Origin of the sequence: Janthinobacterium sp. GW456P (genome assembly GCF_002127655.1) — a bacterium.
In the GTDB taxonomy this organism is placed as follows: Bacteria; Pseudomonadota; Gammaproteobacteria; order Burkholderiales; family Burkholderiaceae_D; genus Janthinobacterium.
Genome location: NZ_NEHB01000031.1, coordinates 8,747 through 29,296 on the forward strand (window position 1 = coordinate 8,747; position 20,550 = coordinate 29,296).

A 20,550-nucleotide genomic window follows, 5' to 3' on the forward strand; every position below is an offset into this window, starting at 1 on the left:
TTATCTCCTCGGCACAATTATACCGTTACTAATTCCATAATCAATATTACCATCCTCAACGGAAAATCTAAATGGCGGAGCCTTAACTCCATCACTTCTTTCCAGCGGAATTATCGTTGATGTTCGTTGGGGGGATCCAGCATTCTGCAGCAACTGCAGAACTCCTTGATCCCCTTTAAAAACTTCGCGACCATTAATCATTTCATAATATCCACTTGCAAAAGCAGCACCATCAGGGTGAGTATGACTAATCAACATCTTATTCCCTGATATTTCTCCAATACTGACCGACGACTTGGTTCCAGAATACAAAGTATAGAAACCACCACTACCGTCTTTTCCATTACCTAGCGTATAAGTCACTCCAAATTCGACGTTATGCTTTGCTGATAAATTTGCCAACTGATCAGTTGTTGGCCGTCCAGGTATGACGACGCCTTGAGCTCCTGGCAACCCCTCCCCTACTCTGGCTCCGTAAAGCAAATTATCAACCGCTCCCGGCTGTTGAAGTAGAGAAGAAGGCTCAGCACCTACTATTATCCGTGGATTTTGATTCAATAATATCTGATTTTCCGCAGTCGTGCTTGCCTGGTACGTTGACCTGGAATAAGCACTAGATACAGCATACTCTTGTTCTTTTAAATTCGCCGTTATGCTGCCTTTAAGTACGAAAACTCCACCACCAAGATCTAAAACTCCTATGCCAGCACGCATGAGTCCAGCAGAGAAAATATTCCAATTTCCATCCTTCCATCCGTCGACCATATAATTTGACCCGCCAATCAAATTGTTTGGTGAATTTAAAAATCCTGAAGACATATCGTTATACATCCCGGGGATGGCGGAAATCAACGCCGTCGTGCCATATCCTGCCCGCACATCCCAAGAATTGCTTGAATCGAGTGTTTCCCGCATTGAGAAACGATATACGTCGCCAATCAATGAACGAGTTGGAGGATAGAGATCGGCGTTGCGCTGACCGGCATTGTAATTTTCATCCTCACGGGTAAATATTCGAACACCTTCAGTTGACGAATCGTAAGAAATACTCCTAGGATCTACCCCATCTGTACTTCCACTCGAAATCGCAATGTCAAATGTTCTATTACTTTCTACGATGTAATTTTCATCACTATGTCCATCCCGTTGTTGAACTATCCCCATTACTGAGCCAAGGACTAAACTCCGAAGCTCCTCACACTTTGCGCCATTATTTCCTGTACATGCCGCCAATTCCGCATCGCGATCTGCACTGGTCAATCTCAATTTATTTGCCTTCTCACAGGCATCCGCATTACCTTTACCACCATCGCACGCCGCTTCCTGCTGGCCAAGCTCAAGAATTTCCTCATGCTTCAGATAATTATTCGCTACCTCATTCGCCGCACTGGCCGCTCCTGTCGCCCCACCAGCTGCAGCCCCCACAGCAGCACCCGCCGCCAGCGTCAGTGCATCACGCAGCGTTTCAGGCATATCAATTTGCTTCAGTTCCTTGGCGATTCTATCTGTCGACAACGCCGCCGCGCCTGCGCCCAAAGCACCACTAGTTCCGCCGGCAAGTCCGCCAATTGCCGTGTGCAACGCGACCCGCGCTAGCCCACCCTCTTTCCAATTCTCGGTTAACTCAACACTTTGACGCGTTAACTCTGCACTTCTTTCAGGATCGGTTTCACGAAGCCTAAATGCTTCATCTGCCAATACAGTCGCTTCTTTCAGCTTATCGGAAGCATAGGTCCCCAGCTTCTCTGCAGCAGCGGCCGCAAAAGCCGCCGTCACCTCCATCGTCGCCTGTAGCGCAGCCTTGTCGAAATTATTGCCAATCTTGCCGCTAGAATCCACCCCAGTCGTCACATCGCGGTTCACACCCGCGACAGCTTCTTCCGCTCCCTTGCCCGTCGCCGCACGCTGAGCCGCATCGTCGGTGATGACCAGAGTGCCGCCACTGATGCCGCTACGCGTAGTACTGCTGGCGTTCTCGCTGAGTGCGACAATGGCAGGCAGGCCTTTGGTAATACCGCCATCACCTCCAACATTGGTCAACTTCTTATTCTCTTCGGTCGCCTTACCCGCTACCGAAAAGCCGCCCGACACACCCACACTGCTCCCCTTCGATATCGCATGATTGGCTATATCGCTGTGCGTCAAAGTCGACGTAGTCAGGCTGCTGTCAAGCTTGCCCGCCTCCGTCGCGCTGATGATGGCGCCTTTCAAGTCCGTATTGCCGCCGACCTTGATCTGGAAGCCGCCGTCGCCTGCCCTGATACCGCTTTGCTCCTGCACGCTGGCGTAGTCGTTGTGCATGTTGCTTTGGTTATAGCTGCCGCTGAAGCTGGCGCCAATGCCCACCGTGCCACTGGCGGAAATGCTCTGGCTCTTGCTGTCGAACTTGGCTAGGTCTTGCAAACTCTCCAGGTTCAAATTGCCCTTGATGTCGCCAATCACCTGGTTGGCGCTGGCCACAGCGCCCTTGATGTTGGTGTCACCGCCGCTGGTGATCACCAGCTTGTCGCCCGCATTCACATGCGTGTTGAGCTGCGTCGTGCCGTCGCCGTCCTCATGGCCCTTGCTGCCGCTGACGCTGGCAGTGAAACCGAATGAGGTACCCTTGGTGCTGACAATGGCTTGCACGCCCACCGACGCACTCATGCTCGAACTCTTGCTGTGCTGGCTTTCCGTATCCTGCGCGGCCAGCAGATTGACGTTGTTGTCGGCATGCAGGCGGATATCATTCTTCGCGTTCAGGTCGCTGCCCAGGATATTGACGTTGCTATCCTTGCCGCCACCCGTGGCCGTGATGTTGATATTATTGCCGGTCAATACGCTGCCACTATGCGTGGTGCTGGCCGTCGCCTGAGTCTGCACGCTTTCTGAGTGGCCCGCCGTCAGGCTGATGCTGATGCTTGGACCGCCTTGCTTCATCATCTCCTTGGCTGCGTCCTTGGCGGCCATGGCCGCCATGGCCGCCGTGGCCGCCGCCATCGCCGTAACGCGGCCATCCTTGGCCGTGCTGGCCGCCGAACTCATGGTTTGCAAGGTCTGGATGGCGCTGATCACGCTGCCGCCCAAGGCCAGGGTCAAGCCATCCTGCGTCGTCTTGACTTCGAACTTGCCTTTTTCATTGTCCTGGCCAGGCTTGATGGTGACGCTCTTGCCGATGATATCGAGATCGGTGGCGGCAAGAATATCGCTGCCGCCTATCGTCACGTTATTGCCGGCGACCATCGTCAGCGCACCGCCCGTGGCGCCGATCGAGCTGCGCGCCTCGCCGCTTTGCAAGGTGGCGTCACGCTCCTGGTCCACCGTCGTGGTCTTGGTGCCATAGCTGAAGCCGATGCCGCCGCCACTCATGAACCCGCTTTTCTTGGTGCTGGAATGGTGCAGTTCATACACGGTATTGGTTGCCGCATCAATGGTGATGTTATTGCCAGCAAGCAGTCTCGTCGCATCGTCGCTCAAGATGCTAGAACCAGTCACCTGCAGATCGTGCCCCGCCTGCACTACCACGCTGCTGCCACCAAGCGAGGTACCGATCGCCGTGGTGGTATTGACCACGTCATGCTTGGTGGTGGTCGTCTTGTTCCAGAAGCCCTTTTTAGTGGATTTGCTGGCGACATCGGTCACTTCATTCTGGAAACCATTGACCAGGCTGATGTCATTGCCCGCCACCAGGCCCAGCGCCCCGTTCGCTTGCACATCCGCCGCGCGCGCCGTCAGGTCATGGCCGGCCTGCAGGTTGACGTTGCCGGCGCCCATGATCTGGCTGCCCACCTCCCCGGACTTGCTTTCTTTACGGTAATTATCTTTATTGCGCACTTCGTCATGCGTAGAAGCGACGGCGACGGTATTGAGGGTCAGGTTATGGCCCGCGATCAGGCTCGTCTGGCCATTCACGCCCGCGTTGGCAATCATGCCGCCAGTGACCGTCAAATCACGCCCCGCCTGGGCGACCAACGTCTTGCCGTCGCCCGTACCCGTCACGTACAGTCCTGCGACCTTATCGACGACGGTACTGGTCTCGCTGTTGCCGGCCCATTTTGAGCTGGCATTGCTGACCGTGGTCGTGACCACGTTGATGTCACGACCGGCGCTGGCGATGAGCTTGTCTGTCGCGATGACCTGACCGCCAACATTATTAATGTCATTGCCAGCCAGCATGACGATCTGCTTGCCGCCCAATTCGCTTCCCTGGCTGGCACTCTTGGTCGAGCTGCTGCCATACCAGCTTTGACGCGTTTCTGTATCACGCGCCGTGGCAATATCAATATTGCGTTCCGCAGATAACTGCAGCGTTTCCGCCGCCTGGACATTTGCCGCTTTCAGCTGGATATTTTCACCGGCACTCAGGCGAACATCGCCGGCGGATGCAATCGTACTGGCGGTTTCTTTGCTGGACGTGTCGGTCATATGCCGCTGCCCAGGACCTGCCAACTCAAACTCACTACCGCTGCTCACCGTCGTGACGGCAATATCACGGCCGGCTGCAATGCCAATGCCGCCACCGGCATCCGTATTCACTACGGAAGCGCCCGCGATAGTCACATCGCGCCCGGCAGATACCAGCAGATTGCCGCTGCCGACCGTGCCGTTGCCGGTCACGTACAGACCCGCCAGGCTATCGAGGCTGGTACGACTGATGCTGTTTTTGCCATCGCTGCCGCTGGATACCAGGGTTGACGTCTTCACGTTGATGTCCCGGCCGGCACTGACTTGCAGCTCGCTATTAGCGGAAATGGTGCCGCTGATGTTGTTCAGGTCCTTCCTGGCATTGGCGGAAGTGGCGTCGCCAGTAATGCGCCCGCCCAAGTTGTCGATATCCTCCGCATTCAGCTTGACGATCGTGCGTCCGGCGATCGTGCCGCTATTGACCAAATCGCCTTCCAGATTCAGGTTGACCTCCTTGCCGGCCAATAATCCGCCCTGACCATCGATATCGCCGTCACGCACGCGCACATACACTTGCGGCGCCAGCACTTTTTGCGTGCTGCCATCGGCCAGCACGACTTCCTGCTCCACTAGCCAGACGATATCGCTGGTCAGCCCCGCCATTTGCTCCGCGGTCAGCGCAATGCCGGGACGAAGATCCCATTGCTTGGCAAAGGCAATGCCCTGGTCCATCAAGGCCTTGTACTGCTGTTCGTCGTTGCTGTAGTCGCCCACGAAACGCTGTCCCGTCAGCGCGGCCACTTGTTCACGCACCAGTCGCTGCTCATAGAAGCCATCGCCCAGACGCTTTTGCGTCACGGATGGATCGCTTTTTACCTGGTTGAGCAGATAGTCGGAACCCATCCATTCCCTATAGCTGGCAAAGCGGGGATCGGTTTCCACCAGATAACGGGACGATGGCGCGGAGCTTACTTTATACAGGCTGGCATTCGGAATCTGGAGCGATGAACCAGTGGTCCGCACCACTTGCGCACGCGTGGAAGGATTTCCCAGTTTCACTTGGGTAAGGCCATTCATGCGCACCTGTCCCGCGCCGCTGACAGCGCCTGCGTTTGCAGCACTGCCTGTCGAGGCAGCGATTGCCACGTCTTTCAGCGGGCTCAAGCCTGTCGCCGCGCCCGTTTGCGCGCCTTCAGCAGCGGCCACAGCCTTCGCACCCAACTGTCCGACTTCACCGCCTTGCCCGATTGTCGTGGCATTCGCTGCGCTGCCTGGGACATTTCCCCCCTGAACCGGAACTGCCGCTATGCCAACGCGAGTAACTGAACCGAGCTCAGCCGCACCCGGCGCTTGTGCTCCGTCTACGCCAGGAACAAGCGATGACGCCAGCGTTGCGATCTCGGCGGCGCGACCTATCGTGCTTGCATCGGCGATACCATCTGGTCCGTTCTTGCCATGTACTTGATTACCATCAATGCCAACTCCCGCCACGGGAACGACGCCAGCATGTGCACTGGCACGCGTACCGGAAATGCCACTTAACTGGGCAGAATTCACCGTTCCCACATCTCCAGCCTGGCCGATGGCGCCGCCACGAGCGCTACCGGGTCCATTACCGCCAGGCACGACCGTGACCGTCCCCACCGACGAGCTAGACAGCAAGGCCCCATCGACTCCCGCGCCATGCTGGCCGCCGCCGTTGGCAGCATCAACACGCGCGTTGGACACAGTGTCAACTGCGACAGTGCGGGCCGCATCGCCCGTGCGCGCACTGCCATCCAAGCTCTTACTACCGGAAACCAGCGCTGCGCTTTGTCCAGCAACAAGACCTGCCGCCACAGTCGACGCATGATTCAATTCAGAAACAGTATCGGCGGCGACACCTTTCGCACCATTCAGCTGGCTGGCAGGAGCGACACCAACGGCCGTATCAACGGCTGAATTACCAGCGCGATCAGTCTTCTGAATCGTGCTCCCCCCGTCGACGTGAGAGATTTCCTTTCCACTCACAGTGCTGGAAACGCCGGCTCCGATCGCATTCAACGCAACAGACGATGTACTGACGTTGATCGCAGTATATCCAGCACGCTCTCCCGCAGTAGCAACGGTGGCGACTAAAACGTTAGCAGGCCTTGCCCCCTGTCCACCGTATGATGTGAATTGCTCATTGCGTGCCGTGCTCTGCGACGTTGGAGAACGCGTCTCCCTCAAGTCAATTGGTGTTGTTGTCTCCGATGTGACCAATACCGTTGGTTCAAATCTAGCCGGACGATAATATTTAGAGGTTCCAGTCTCGCGCACAAATTTTTCGCCCTTGCTGGTCCTGTTTTCTAATATAGCTCTATCGATATCCAGGGCGCCGCCAGCAATAATATGGCTATTATCATTGATAATACCGTTGGAGCGGATTTTTATATTACTCCCGGCAACGATCTTTCCTGGATCGGAACTGACAACAACACTCTCGTATGTTGTACGCATCACTTCCCGATGTGTGAACTCCACAAAATGTCGTCCATCAGAAGTTTCCAAACGATAGAGATCTTGAAAACCCTGCCCCCCTCCATTTGCGACTCCTTCAGGTACTCCTCGAACACCCGCCAATTTAAAACCCGGCTGTCCCTCGACAAATTTCAGATTTTCTCCAGGGACTAAATACTCCGAGATCCTTTCTGTCGTTTCCCGTCCAGCATCAAATACAAGATGGTTATTGATCACGCTCACTTGGCCTGCCGCCAGATCAACACTCCCCAACGCCTCGATGGTCGCGCTGGCATTCGTCACCGATCCCGCCCAGCCGGTGGCGATGCGGTTGCCGTCCAGGTAGCCGCCGATGCCCATGTCGCCGCCGCTGAAGATCAGACCGTGTTCGCGGTTGTTGAGTGTAGTGACGCCAATATCGAGCCGCTCGCGCGCAGCGATGGTGGCAGCAATCCCACCTTCCACGCCGTTGTTGACGGTGCCGCCGCCGATGCTCAGATAGTCGCCATAGATGCGGCCCGTGCCCACGTTGTTCAGCGTGCCGACGTTCAGTTGCGTGTAGATGCCATCGATCACGCCCCGGTTGTTCAGCACGCCGCCGACATTGACGCGTGTCGTGCCTGCGTTGATGTCGCCGGTGGCGGCGTTGTCGAAATTGGCTGCACCCAGAGTCAGCATGCTGAGCGCCTGGATTTTCCCGGCATTGGTCAGCTGCCCGCCGATGGTGATATCCGCATTGCCATTGGCCATGATCTCGGCGCCCGCGTTCAGCGTAAAGTTGCCGGCCAGATCCAGCGCCATATCTTTCTGTGACAGCACCTTGCCGTCGCCGCTCAGGCTGCCTGCACGGATGTCGGTACGCACGCCACCGATGATGGTGCCGCCCGAGTTGGTGACGGCCAATCCAAGGCCGGGGCCGGTGTCCTTTAGCACCAATGTGTCACCGGCACTGAGCATGCCCAGGGTATTGTTGACGCTGCCTGCGCCGTTGATCGCCAAGTTGCCGTCCGCGCGCACCGCGCCCTGCACATTGCTGACATTGGCGCTGTTCAGGGTGACATGGATGCCTTCGATGCCCTGGTTCGCACCCAGGGTGCTGGCATTGTCGATGGCGCCGCCCGTCACGGTGACGGCCGCGCCGGAGCGGATCAAGCCTTGCTGATTGTTGAGGCTGCCGCCACCGGCGTTCAAGCCAATATTGCCCAGCACCTGGATTTGCCCGCCCTGGTTTTGCAAACCGCTCAGTGCCAGGTCGAGCGCCGTCTTGCCGACGACCTGGCCGCCGCGATTATCCAGCTGGCCCACGCTACCCGTGATGTTGCCGGCCGCGCCCAAGTAGCCACCCGCATTATTCCAGCTGCCCGTTTGCAAGCTGATACCGGCGCCGCTGCTGATGCCACCGGCGCTGCCCGGATGGCGTACGGCATACGCGCTCGCATTGGTGTTGAGTAAAGCGTTGCCGTGCGTGTCAATGTTCATGGCGCCGCCCGACTGCAGCAAGCCGCCATCGTTATTCAGCAGCCCCGTCTGCAAGTTGACGGTGCCCTTCCCCGCCAGGGTGCCCCGTGTGTTGTTGAATATCTGTCCATGCGTGTCGAGCGTGATATTCAGGCCCGCGATAGTGCCCTGCGCATTCGACAGGCTGCCATTGCGCAGGATAATGTCGCCGCCCGATTGCATGGTGCCGCTGTCGTTGACGGTGACGCCCGTGGACGTGACCGTCAATTGGCCCTGCACCGAGGCCAGCTTGCCGCCGGCGCTGTTGTCCACGCTGGCCGCGTTCACGCTCACGTTGCCCGTGGCCGCCAACATACCGCCGGCATTGTTCAATACCTGCGCCAGGTTCGCCGTCAACTGCCCGCCCGCCGTGGCGCTGCCGCCCTGGTTCAGCAGATTTCCCGCGCCCAGCACGAGATTGCCGCCGCCGGCGATGGCGCCGCCATGGCTGTTGTCGAGCACGTTGCTTGCCGTCACCGTCAGATTGGCCGTGCCGGCCGCCTGCAGCTTGCCCCCCTGGTTGTTCAGGCTCGGCGCGACGATACTGGTGTTGCCATTGCTGGCAATGGTGCCGCCGCGGTTATCCAGGCTGGTCGTCATTTGAATGCTGGTATCGCCTTTACCCAGCTGGGTCAGGTTGCCGCCGGCATTATTTAGAGTGCTACCCGTCACGCTCACTTGCTGCGCTATGGTACTTGCGTTGCGATGGTCGATGGCGCCGGCTGTGACGACCAGCGCGCCATTGCCCGTGATCTGTCCGCGCAGATCGTTCAACTGCGTGGCCTGCAGGTTCAAGGTACCGCTCCCCGCGTGTTCGATCTTGCCATCCGTATTCGTCAGGGTGGCCGCCTTCAGGGTCAAATTGGCGCTATTGACGGCGATGCGGCCGCCCGTGTTGTCCAGCACGCCCGCTGGAGATGTCAAGTCGATGGCGGTATTGCCGGCACCGGTCTGCACGATGCTGCCTTGCTGGTTGTTCAGGTTGCCGGCTGTGACGGCCAGTTGGCCGGCACTGACGTCGCCGCGCTGGTTGCTCCAGCCTGCCTGTCCAGATGTAATCGTCAAGACGCCCGGCGTGGTGACCACGGCGCCGCTGGTGCTGACATCGCCGCTTGTCGCCGTGAGGCTGATATTGCCGGCGCTGCTGCGGCTGCCGCCGAGGTCGACGCTGCCGCCACTCAAGACGGTATTGCCTGCCGCCAGCACCTGGCCATGCGCGCCTAGCGCCTGTTGCGCCGTGACCTGCAGATTGCCGCTGGCCTGCAAACTGCCATCGGCTTTCACACCGGCGCCGATCAGGCTGGCCGCGCCGCTGTCTATACTCTTGGCACTGATCGTGTTGTTGCCCTGGGCCAGGATCACGCCGGCATTCTCCAGCGCGCCCTTCACGGTCAGTACCTGTTCTGCACCGGCAAACAGACTGCCGCTGTTGTGCACGCTGCCCGCCGTTGTCGTCAGATTGCCGCTGGCAACGATGCTGCCCTGTGCATTGAGCAGCTCATCCATCGTCAATTGCGCATGGCCGCCCGCCGCCTGCAACTGGCCCAGGGTATTGTCCACCTTGCCGCCGGCCAATGTCAGGTCGCGGCCGGCAATGATCACGCCGCTGGTATTGTCCAGCTTGCCCGTCGCGGCCACATTGACATCTTGCGCAGATGCAATACGGCCATGGTCGTTGAGCAACTCTCCCGTTTCCATGCGCACATTGCCGTTCGCCTCGATCTTGCCGCCGCTGTTGTCCAAGCGCGTGCTGGCCAGCACTGTTGCCGCGCTCGTACCCAGTTGCGTGATCTGCCCCTGGCGATTGTCGAGGATGCCGGCAGAGACGTTCACCTGCTGCGCCAGCAGGCTGGCGTTGCGGTGATCGACGTAATTGGCTGCCATTTGCAGCGCGCCATTGCCCGTGAGCTGGCCACGCTGGCCGTATAGATTCGTGGCGCGGATATCCAGCAAACCTTTGCCCGCATGTTCGATCTTGCCGCCCACATTCGTCAAGTCGCCTGCCTGCAGGCGCAGGTTGGCGCTGTTGACGGCGATGCGCCCGCCCGTATTGTCCAGCGCGCCCGTCTCGATGACGGTGTCGCCTGTGCCCGTCTGGATCAAGGTACCCTTGGCGTTGTCCAGGTTGCCCACGCGCAGAGACAATTGCCCGGCGCTCAGGCTGCCGCCCTGATTCACCAATGTCTGCCCGTTGGCGGCATTGGCCGTAATGGCCAGCAAGCCATTCGTCGACACGACGGCCTTGCTGGTCGTCACATTGCCCGCCAGGGCCGTCAAGCCGATATTCGCCGCGCTGGTCTGGCTGCCGCCCACGTCGACCGATGCGCCAGTCAATTGCAATTGGCCGGCCGCGATATTCTGACCGCCAGCCTGCAAAGCGACACCCGTCACGGTCAGGTCACCGGCAGCGGCAAAGCTGCCATCGGCGCGCATGCCTGCCGCCAGCAGGCCGTTTCCGCTGAGCTGTCCTGCCGCGATCGTCGTATTGCCCAAAGCGGCCAGCGAACCCGTATTGCTCAGCAAGCCGCCGATCTCCAGGCTCTGGTTGCGTCCCGCATACAGCACGCCCGCGTTGAGCACGTCGCCGCTGACCTTGGCCGTGATATCCGTACCCGCGCTGAGCGTGCCTTGTGCATTGCGCACGCTGGCCGCATCCAGGCGCAAGGCGCCCGTGCCTGCCTGCAGCAAGCCGCGCCTGTTGTCGATGGCGCCGCCCAGGTGCAAATCGGTCGCCGCCGCGATTACGCCGTCGGTATTGACGAGTGCGCCGGTGCTGACGATGTCGGCGGACGTAGCCGAGGTAATTTTGCCCTTGGTGTTGTCCAGGCTGCCGGTCTGTACCGACACGATCCCGTTTCCAGCGATTTCCCCGTTCGTATTATCGAGCTGGCCCGTGACGGCGACCGACATACCGCCAGCGCCCGTCTGCAGCAGATGGCCGCCCCGGTTGCTCAAGCTATCCGCCTGTACGCTCAGGGACCGGCCCGTGGTGGTGGCGTTGGCGTGATCGAACAGGCCGGTCTTCAGATCGACGGCGCCATTGCCGATAATGCTGCCGCCGGCGCCCTGCAAGTTCGCCGCCGTAATAGCCAGCGTGCCAGCGCCCGCATGCTCGATCTTGCCGCCCGCATTCGTCAAGGCGGCCGCGCCCAGAGTCAGATTCGCGCTATTGACGGCGATACGCCCGGCGCTGTTATCGAGATTGCCCGTCTGGATGACGGTGTCGCCCGTGCCCGTCTGAATCACGGTACCTTTAGCGTTGTCGAGATTGCCCACGTGCAGATCGAGCTGGCCTGCCTGCACCGTGCCTTCCATGTTGTGCAAAGTGGCATTGCTCGTGATGTTGAGCGTGCCTGGCGTCGTGACGACCGCCTTGTGCGTGCTGACGTCACCCGTTGTCGCCGTCAGGCCGATGTTCGCGGCGCTGGTCTGGCTGCCGCCGATATCGATGCTGGCACCGGTCAGATTGGCACTGCCTGCCGCCAGGTTCTGGCCATGCGCGGCCAGCGTTTGCGTGGTGCTGATCGTCAGGTCGCCAGCCGTGCCCAGCTTGCCATCGGCCTGGATGCCCGCGCCGATCAGGCTGCTTGCGCTGCTGTCGAGCGTCTTCGCCGTAATATTATTGTTGCCCTGTGCCGCGATCACGCCCGTGTTGATGACAGCACCTGTTGCGGTCAGGGATTGATTCCCAGTCGCATACAGGCTGCCAGTGTTGTTCAAGGTGTCGAGCGTGGTATTCAGGTTGCCGCCGGCAAACACGTTGCCGGCCGCATTGTTCAAGTTCGCCACGTTCAAGGTGGCGTTGCCGGCCACAGCCTGCAATTGTCCCTTGGTATTGTCGATGTCGCCACCGGTCAGTGCCAAATTACGGCCTGCCGCCACTGTGCCTTCCGTATTGCCCAGGCTGCCCACATTCAATTCTGCATCCTGCGCCGCCACGATGCGGCCCGTGGTGTTCAGCAGTACCTGGGCTTTGACCAGCGCATCGCCATTGCCCTCGATCTTGCCGCCCGTGTTGTCCAGCTGGCCGGTGGCGCTCACCGTTATCAGGCCTGCGCCCGTTTGCGCCAGGCTGCCGCTGCGGTTGTCCAGCACGCCCGCGTTGACCGTCAGCTGGTTTGCCACTGTCGTCGCGTTGCGGTGATCGAAGATGGCTGCCGTGATGTCGAGCTTGCCATTGCCCGTGATCTTGCCTTGCTGGTTGTTGAACTGGCCCGCATTGATCGCCAGCACGCCGCTACCCGCGTGCTCCAGCTTGCCATTAATGTTCGTCAGCACCGTCGCGTTCAGGGCAAGATTATTGCTATTGACGGCAATGCGGCCGGCCGTGTTGTCCAGCCTGTTCGTGCTGATGACGGTGTCGCCCGTGCCCGTCTGCACGATCTCGCCACTGGCGTTGTTCAGGTTGGCGACGTTCAGCTGCAGCTGCCCGCCTACCAGCTGGCCCTGGGTATTGACCAGTGACTGGCCGTTAGTTGCATTGGCCGTGATGGCCAGCAGATTGCCGGCCGAGATGACGGCTTTGTTGGTCAACACATCGCCAGCGCGTGCCGTGATGGCGATATTGCTGGCACCCGTCTGGCTGCCCGACAGATCAATGGAATCGCCCGTCAGCACGGCGCTGCCCGCCGCCAGGTTCTGTCCGCTCGCTTGCAAGACGCCATCGGCGTTGATGGTCAGATCACCCACCGTATCGTCGTGTGATTCACGGAGGCAATCGAGCCCGTGTTATTCAGCAAGCCGCCCACTGTCAGCTGCTGGTTGCGGCCTGCATACAGCAGGCCAGCATTGTTCAGCGTATCACTGATGCGCGCCTTCAGGTCCGTGCCGGCGCTAACCGTACCCTGCAGGTTCAGCACATTCGCAGCATCCAAACGTAAATTGTCCGCCTGTAACACGCCGCGCGTGTTGTCGATACTCACACCACCCACATGCAAATCGGCAGTGGCTGCCATCACGCCATCGGTGTTGTTCAATACACCTTTGCTGGCAATACTCGCCGAGGCAGCCGACGTAATGCGGCCCTTGCTGTTGTCCAGCACGCCCGCCTGCAGGTTCAAGATACCCGTGCCCGCGTGCTCGATCTTGCCATCGCCGTTTGTCAGCGTGGTCGCATCGATGTTCAAGTCCTTGCTGTTGACGGCAATGCGGCCCGCCGTATTGTCCAGATTGCCGGTGACGATGGTCGTGTCGCCCGTACCCGTCTGCAAGATAGTGCCCTTGGCGTTGTCCAGGTTGCCCACGTGCAGGTCGAGCTGGCCTGCCTGCAACGTGCCTTCCGTGTTGTGCAAGGTGGCGCTCGTCGTGATGTTGAGCGCACCTGGCGTCGTGACCACCGCCTTGTTCGTGCTGACGTCACCCTGGGTTGCCGTCAGGCCGATGTTCACGGCGCTGGTCTGGCTGCCGCCGATATCGATGCTGGCACCGGTCAGATTGGCACTGCCTGCCGCCAGGTTCTGGCCATGCGCGGCCAGCGTTTGTGTTGTGCTGATCGTCAGGTCGCCAGCCGTGCTCAGCTTGCCATCGGCTTGCATGCCGGCACCAAGCAAGCTGCTTGCGCTGCTGTCGAGTGTTTTCGCCGTCAAGCTGGTATTGCCCTGCGCCGCGATCACGCCCGTATTGACAATGGCGCCGCTGGCGTTCACAGTCTGGTTACCTGCTGCGTACAGGCTGCCCGTGTTGTTCAGGCTAGCCAGTGTCGCGTTCAGATTGGCGCCGGCAAACACGTTGCCTGCGGTATTGTTCAAGTTCGCCACCTTCAGGGTGGCATTGCCGGCCACGGCTTGCAGTTGGCCCTTGGTATTGTCGATGTCGCCACCGGACAATCCCAGGTTGCGGCCTGCCGCCACCGTGCCTTCCGTATTGTCCAGGCTGCCCACGTTCACTGTGGCATCCTGCGCCGCCACGATACGGCCCGTGTTGTTCAGCAACCTATCCGCTTTCACCAGCGCGTCGCCATGGCCCTCGATCTTGCCGCCCGTATTGTCCAGCTGGCCGGTAGCCGTCACCGTCATCAGTCCTGCGCCCGTTTGCGCCAGGCTGCCGCTGCGGTTATCCAGGCTGCCGGCGTTGACGGTCAGCCGGTTTGCCACTGTCGTCGCATTGCGGTGATCGAGGGTGGCCGCCGTGATGTCCAGCTTGCCATTGCCCGTGATCTTGCCGTACTGGTTATTGAACTGGCCCGCATTGATCGCCAGCACGCCAGCGCCAGCATGCTCCAGCTTGCCATTAATGTTCGTCAATACCGTGGCGTTCAGGGCCAGGTTCGCGCTGTTGGAGGCGATGCGACCCGCCGTGTTGTCCAACTTGCCTGTCGTGATGACGGTGTCGCCGCTGCCCGTCTGCACGATCTCGCCGCTGGCGTTGTTCAAGTTGGCCACATTCAGCTTCAACTGGCCGGCCACCAGCTGGCCCTGGTTATTTACCAGCGACTGGGCGTTATTTGCGTTGGCGGTGATAGCCAGCACATTGCTGGCCGAAATGACGGCCTTGTTCGTTACGACATCACCAGTAGCTGCCGTGATGGCGATGTTTGCCGCGCCCGTCTGGCTGTTCGACAAATCCACACTGGAACCCGTCAGCGTCGCACTGCCTGCTGCCAGGTTCTGCCCGATCGCTTGCAGCACGCCATCGGCATTGATGGTCAAGTCCCCTGTCGTGCCCAGGCTGCCATCCGCCTTCACGCCGGCACCCAGCAAACCGCTGCTGGTGACTTTGCCAGCCGTAATATGGGTGTTGTTGACGGAAGCAATCGACCCGCTGTTGGTCAGCACACCGCCCAGCGTCAGTTGCTGGTTGCGGCCCGCGTACAGCAGGCCAGCATTCGTTAAATCACCGCTGATGCGCGCCGTCAAGTCCGTGCCGGCGCTGAGCGTACCTTGCTGGTTCAGCACATTCGCGGCATCCAAACGTAAATTGTCCGCCTGCAAGACGCCGTGCGTGTTGTCGATATTCGCGCCACCCACATGCAAGTCGGCAGTCGCTGCCATCACGCCATCTGTATTGTTCAGTACATCCTTGCTGACGATATCGGCCGATGCAGCGGACGTGATGCGGCCCTTGCTGTTGTCCAGCACGCCCGCTTGCACCGACAAAATGCCCGTGCCTGCATGTTCGATCTTGCCATCGCGGTTCGTCAGCGTGGCTGCATCGATGTTCAGGTTCTGACTGTTGACGGCGATGCGGCCAGCCGTGTTATCTAGATCGCCGGTGACGATGGTCGTGTCGCCCGTGCCCGTCTGCAAGATAGTGCCCTTGGCGTTGTCCAGGTTGCCCACATGCAGATCGAGTTGGCCTGCCTGCACTGTGCCTTCCGTGTTGTGCAGGGTGGCATTGCTCGTAACGTTCAATGTGCCTGGCGTCGTGACCACCGCCTTGTTCGTGCTGACGTCACCCGTTGTTGCCGTCAAGCCGATGTTGGCCGCGCTGGTTTGGCTGCCAGCGATATCAACATGGGCACCCGTCAAGTTTGCATTGCCCGAAGACAATATTTGGCCGTGCGCATTCAGCGTTTGCGTGGTGCTGATCGTCAGGTCGCCAGCCGCGCCCAGCTTGCCATCGGCCTGCATGCCCGCGCCGATCAGGCTGCTTGCGCTGCTGTCGAGCGTCTTCGCCGTAATATTATTGTTGCCCTGTGCCGCGATCACGCCCGTGTTGATGACAGCACCTGTTGCGGTCAGGGATTGATTCCCAGCCGCATACAGGCTGCCCGTATTGCTCAAGGTATCGAGCGTGGTATTCAGGTTGCCGCCGGCAAACACGTTGCCTGCTGCATTGTTCAAGTGCGCAACGTTCAAAGTGGCGTTACCCGCCACGGCTTGCAATTGCCCTTTGGTGTTGGCGATGTCGCCACCAGTCAATGCCAGGTTGCGGCCTGCCGCCACCGTGCCTTCCGTATTGTCCAGGCTGCCCACGTTCAATGTGGCATCCTGCGCCGCCACGATGCGGCCCGTGGTGTTCAGCAGTACCTGGGCTTTGACCAGCGCATCGCCATTGCCCTCGATCTTGCCGCCCGTGTTGTCCAGCTGGCCGGTGGCGCTGACCGTCATCAGGCCTGCGCCCGTTTGCGCCAGGCTGCCGCTACGGTTGTCCAGCGTGCCAACATTGACCGTCAGCTGGTTTGCCACTGTCGTCGCATTGCGGTGGTCGAAGGTGGTCGCCGTGATGTCCAGCTTGCCATTGCCCGTGATCTTGCCTTGCTGGTTGTTGAACTGGCCCGCATTGATCGCCAGCACGCCAGCACCCGCGTGCTCCAGCTTGCCATTGAGGTTCGTCAAGACCGTCGCATTCAAGGCCAGGTTGGCGCTGTTGACGGCAATGCGGCCAGCCGTGTTGTCCAGCTTGCCCGTGCTGATGACGGTGTCGCCCGTGCCCGTCTGTACGATCTCGCCGCTGGCGTTGTTCAGGTTGGCCACGTTCAGCTGCAGCTGCCCGCCTACCAACTGGCCGTAGGTATTCACCAATGACTGGCCGTTAGTTGCATTGGCCGTGATGGCCAGCACGTTGCTGGCGGAAACCACCGCCTTGTTCGTCAACACATCGCCAACGCGTGCCGTGATGGCGATATTGCTGGCACCCGTCTGGCTGCCCGACAGATCAATGGAATCGCCCGTCAGCACGGCGCTGCCCGCCGCCAGGTTCTGTCCGCTCGCTTGCAAGACGCCATCGGCGTTGATGGTCAGATCACCCACCGTCAATATGAGTGTTGTTGACGGAGGCGATCGAGCCCGCATTATTCAGCAAGCCGCCCACTGTCAGCTGCTGGTTGCGGCCCGCGTACAGCAGGCCGGCGTTATTCAAGTCGCCGCTGATGCGCGCAGTCAGGTCCGTGGCGGCACTGACTGTACCTTGCTGGTTCAGCAAGGTCACCGCTTCGAGACGTAAATTGTCCGCCTGCAACACGCCGCGGGTGTTGTCGATGTTCACGCCGCCGACGTGCAAGTCGGCAGTCGCTGCCACCACGCCATCCGTATTCTTCAACGCACCCTTGCTGGCAATACTCGCCGAGGCGGCTGACGTAATGCGGCCCTTGCTGTTGTCCAGCACGCCCGCCTGTAGCTGCACGCTGCCATTGCCGGCGATGTTGCCGCGCGTATTGTCCAAGGCCTGCGACACCTCCACGCGCATCTGCCCTGGCCCTGTCTGCTGCAAGGTGCCGTCGCTATTGTCCAGCGTATCGGCCTGCACGCGCACCTGTTGCCCGGAGGTCACCGCATGACGGTGATCGATCGTCTCCGCCTGGATATCAATTAAACCATTGCCCGTCACCTTGCCCCGTTCGTCATCGAAACGCGCCGCGTCAATGTCCAGGTCAGCCGTGCCCGCGTGTTCGATGCTGCCGTCACGATTGATGAGCTGGTCGGCTTGCAGCGCCAGCCTGGCGCTGTTGACGGCAATGCGCCCACCCGTGTTGTCCAAGGTGCTGCCTTGCAAGGTAGTGTCGCCATTGCCCGTCTGAATCAAGGTGCCGCTACGGTTGTCGAGCGAACCCGTCTTGATATCCAGCTGCCCCGCGCTCAGGGTACCGCGCACGTTCGACAACGCCTGGCCGCTGCCGGCCGCCGTCACGGACAATAAACCAGTGGTGGTTACCAGCGCCTTATCGGTGACGACATTGCCGGCGCTGGCATTCAGGTCGATGGCCGCGCCGCCCGTCTGGCTGCCGCTGATATCGATGGCGGCTGCATGCATGCTGTTCTTGCCTGCCGCCAAATTCTGGCCATGCGCATTGATCGCTTGCGCAGCCGTCAACTGCAGCTGGCCGCTGCCGGCCAGTCCGCCATCGGCGCGGATGCCGGCGCCCAGCAGGCTGCCAGCCGCGCTGTCGATACGGCTGGCATCGATGCGGTTATCGCCCTGCGCTGCGATGACGCCACTGTTGCTGATGGCACCGCTCACCTGCAGCGCCTGGCTGCCGGCCGCGTACACATTGCCGCTATTGAGCACTTCGCTGGCCTGCGTGGCCAGATTGCCACCGGCAAACACGCTGCCGCCCGTATTATTCAGTTTTGCCACGGACAGGCTGGCATCGCCCGCCAGCGCCTGGATCTGGCCACGCGTATTGTCCACGTCGCCGCTGTCGAGGCGCAGCTTGCGGCCTGCAGCCAGAGTCGCCTCCGTGTTGTCCAGCGCGCCTGTCGACACAGCCAGGTCGCCGCTGGTGACGATGCGGCCCTTCTGGTTTTGTACATTCCCCGTCTGCACGCTCAAAGCGCCATTGCTTTCCAGCGTACCGCCCCGGTTGTCCAGCGCACCGCGCACCTGCACGCCGGTCGTGCCCTGGCCGCTCTGCGCCAGGCTGCCGCCCCGGTTGTCCAGGGTACCGGCGTCGATGCTTAACTGCCCCGCTACCGTGCGGGCATCGCGGTGGTCAACGTGTTCGCCGCTCAGCGCCATGGCGCCATTGCTGACGATGCTGCCGCGCTGCAAATTGATGTGCGCCGCGCCGATTTCCAGCGCGCCCGTGCCCGCATGCTGGATCGTCCCGTCCTGGTTGCTCAGGCTGGCGGCTTGCAGGCGCAAGGCCTGGCTGTTCGTGGCGATGACGCCGCGCGTATTGTCCAGGCCTCCCGGCAATTGAATCGCCAGGTCGCCGGCGCCCAGTTGCATGATCTGGCCGCCCACATTCGACAAGTCGTGCGCATTCATGCCCAATTGCTGGCCAGTCAGCTGCGCTGCATCGCTGCGCACGGTCTGCGCCGCGTCCAGCTGCAGACGCTCGCGCGCGTTGACCTGCGCGCGGCTGGCGTCGAGGTCCCCTGCGCTGGCACCCAGGCCGACATTCACGCCCGACACTTGCGCCCCAGTCAAATCGAGCTGGCGCGCCGCCAGGCTGCTGTCGCCACCGGCAACCGCCGTGCCATGCACGGCGATGCTCTCGGCAGCGGAAACGTTCAGCTTGCCGCTGCCGGACAAGGTGTTATCCAGGTTCAAACCCGCCGCCAGCACCGAACCCGCCGTACCATCGATACGCGAGGCAGCGCCCGTTGCTTGCACGCTGACATTGTTCTGCGCGCCAATCACGCCGCTGTTGGCAATGTTGCCCTGCGCCTGCACCTGGCTGTCGCCGCCCGCATACACGGTGCCGCTGTTGGCAACATCGCCCGTGACGGCAATACTCGTCTGGCTGCCCGCGCCCGCGGACTGGATATTGCCACTGTTGCTCAGCCAGCCATTCGATTGCAGCACCAGGTTGCCGGCCGTGGCCGCCATCACGCCCGCGTTGCGCACGCCCAGGCCCGCTTCCGTGCCGATCAGGGTAATCTTGCCCGCATACATGCCGCCCAGTTGTGCCACGTCCAGCGCGAACGCCAGTGCCGGGCCCGCGCCAGACGCGGCGCCCGCCACGCCATGCGCCGCATCGATCTGGTTAGTTCCCGTCACCACTTTCAATTCCTGCGCCCAGATGCCGCCGTTGATCTGCGCGGCGCGCGCCAGGATCGCCGTGTAGTCGCTCAGCGACGTGTCCAGGCCCCGCCCGTTGATGCTGACCACGCCGCGCTGCACCATATAGCCGTCCAGGTTGCCGCCATTGAGGATAGGCGTGCCCGTCGTCAACACCACCCGGCTGGCGTTAATAAACCCGCCGCCATCGACGGCCACGCCGGCCGGGTTGGCGATGACAACCTCGGCCCGTTGGCCCGCCACCTCGACGTAGCCGCGCAGCTGGCTCGGGTTGGCCGAGTTGACTTCGTTGAGGATCACGCGCGCGCTGCCGCCCGCCAGCCATGGGTTGCCCTGCACCCAGCCGCCCGTATGCGTCTGCACGTTGCCGCGGCTGTTGTTAAGGATGGCGCCATTGGCCGTCACGTCGAACTGGCTGTAGGTATTGCGCGACACACCCGCCGCGCTCGGCGTCTGGATATTCACCTGCGTCACGCCATTGGCGCTTTGCACCACAGTCGGACGCTGGCGGCCCGGCGCGTTCGGGTCGGCCACGATCTGCCCCATGGCCGGACCGGACACAAAGGCCACCATGCCCAGCGCGCCAAATATGGCCAAGGCCAGCGGCCGCAACTTGCCATTGATCCCGCCACCGCCATCGCCCTCAAATACGCCGCTGTCCAGGCCGCCTTCCCCTTTGGCCGCCTTGCCTTGCGAGGAAGCATTTTCAGCGACGACCATCAATTGGCCACGGCGTTTGTTGAAGATGATGCGGTACAGGTTCTTGTTCATGACATGTCCTAATGA

The 20,550-nt window shown here is 60.7% G+C and carries 3 protein-coding genes; all 3 read right to left on the minus strand.

Annotated features, from left to right (window positions below; all coding sequences use genetic code 11):
• Genes CBW66_RS23085 through CBW66_RS23095 form a run of 3 tightly spaced genes read right to left on the minus strand, consistent with a single transcriptional unit; the run spans position 1 to position 20,535 of the window.
• Positions 1-13,050: a hemagglutinin repeat-containing protein gene (locus CBW66_RS23085; protein ID WP_086142946.1), complete on the minus strand. Its 13,050-nt coding sequence runs from the start codon at positions 13,048-13,050 to the stop codon at positions 1-3.
• The gene (locus tag CBW66_RS23090) at positions 13,038-17,051 is read right to left on the minus strand and encodes an S-layer family protein (RefSeq protein ID WP_172402992.1); all 4,014 of its coding nucleotides are present in this window, start codon (positions 17,049-17,051) and stop codon (positions 13,038-13,040) included. The genes CBW66_RS23085 and CBW66_RS23090 overlap by 13 nt, the downstream gene beginning before the upstream one ends.
• A complete protein-coding gene (locus CBW66_RS23095; RefSeq protein ID WP_086153674.1) occupies positions 17,044-20,535 on the minus strand; it encodes a filamentous hemagglutinin N-terminal domain-containing protein in 3,492 nt (1,163 codons plus the stop codon). Before CBW66_RS23095 ends, CBW66_RS23090 begins: the two co-directional genes overlap by 8 nt.
• Between the last annotated feature and the right edge of the window lie 15 nt (positions 20,536-20,550).

Excerpts from the sequence above, each read along its gene's own strand:
- CBW66_RS23095 (WP_086153674.1), bottom strand. The coding sequence starts at position 20,535 with ATGAACAAGAACCTGTACCGCATCATCTTCAACAAACGCCGTGGCCAA.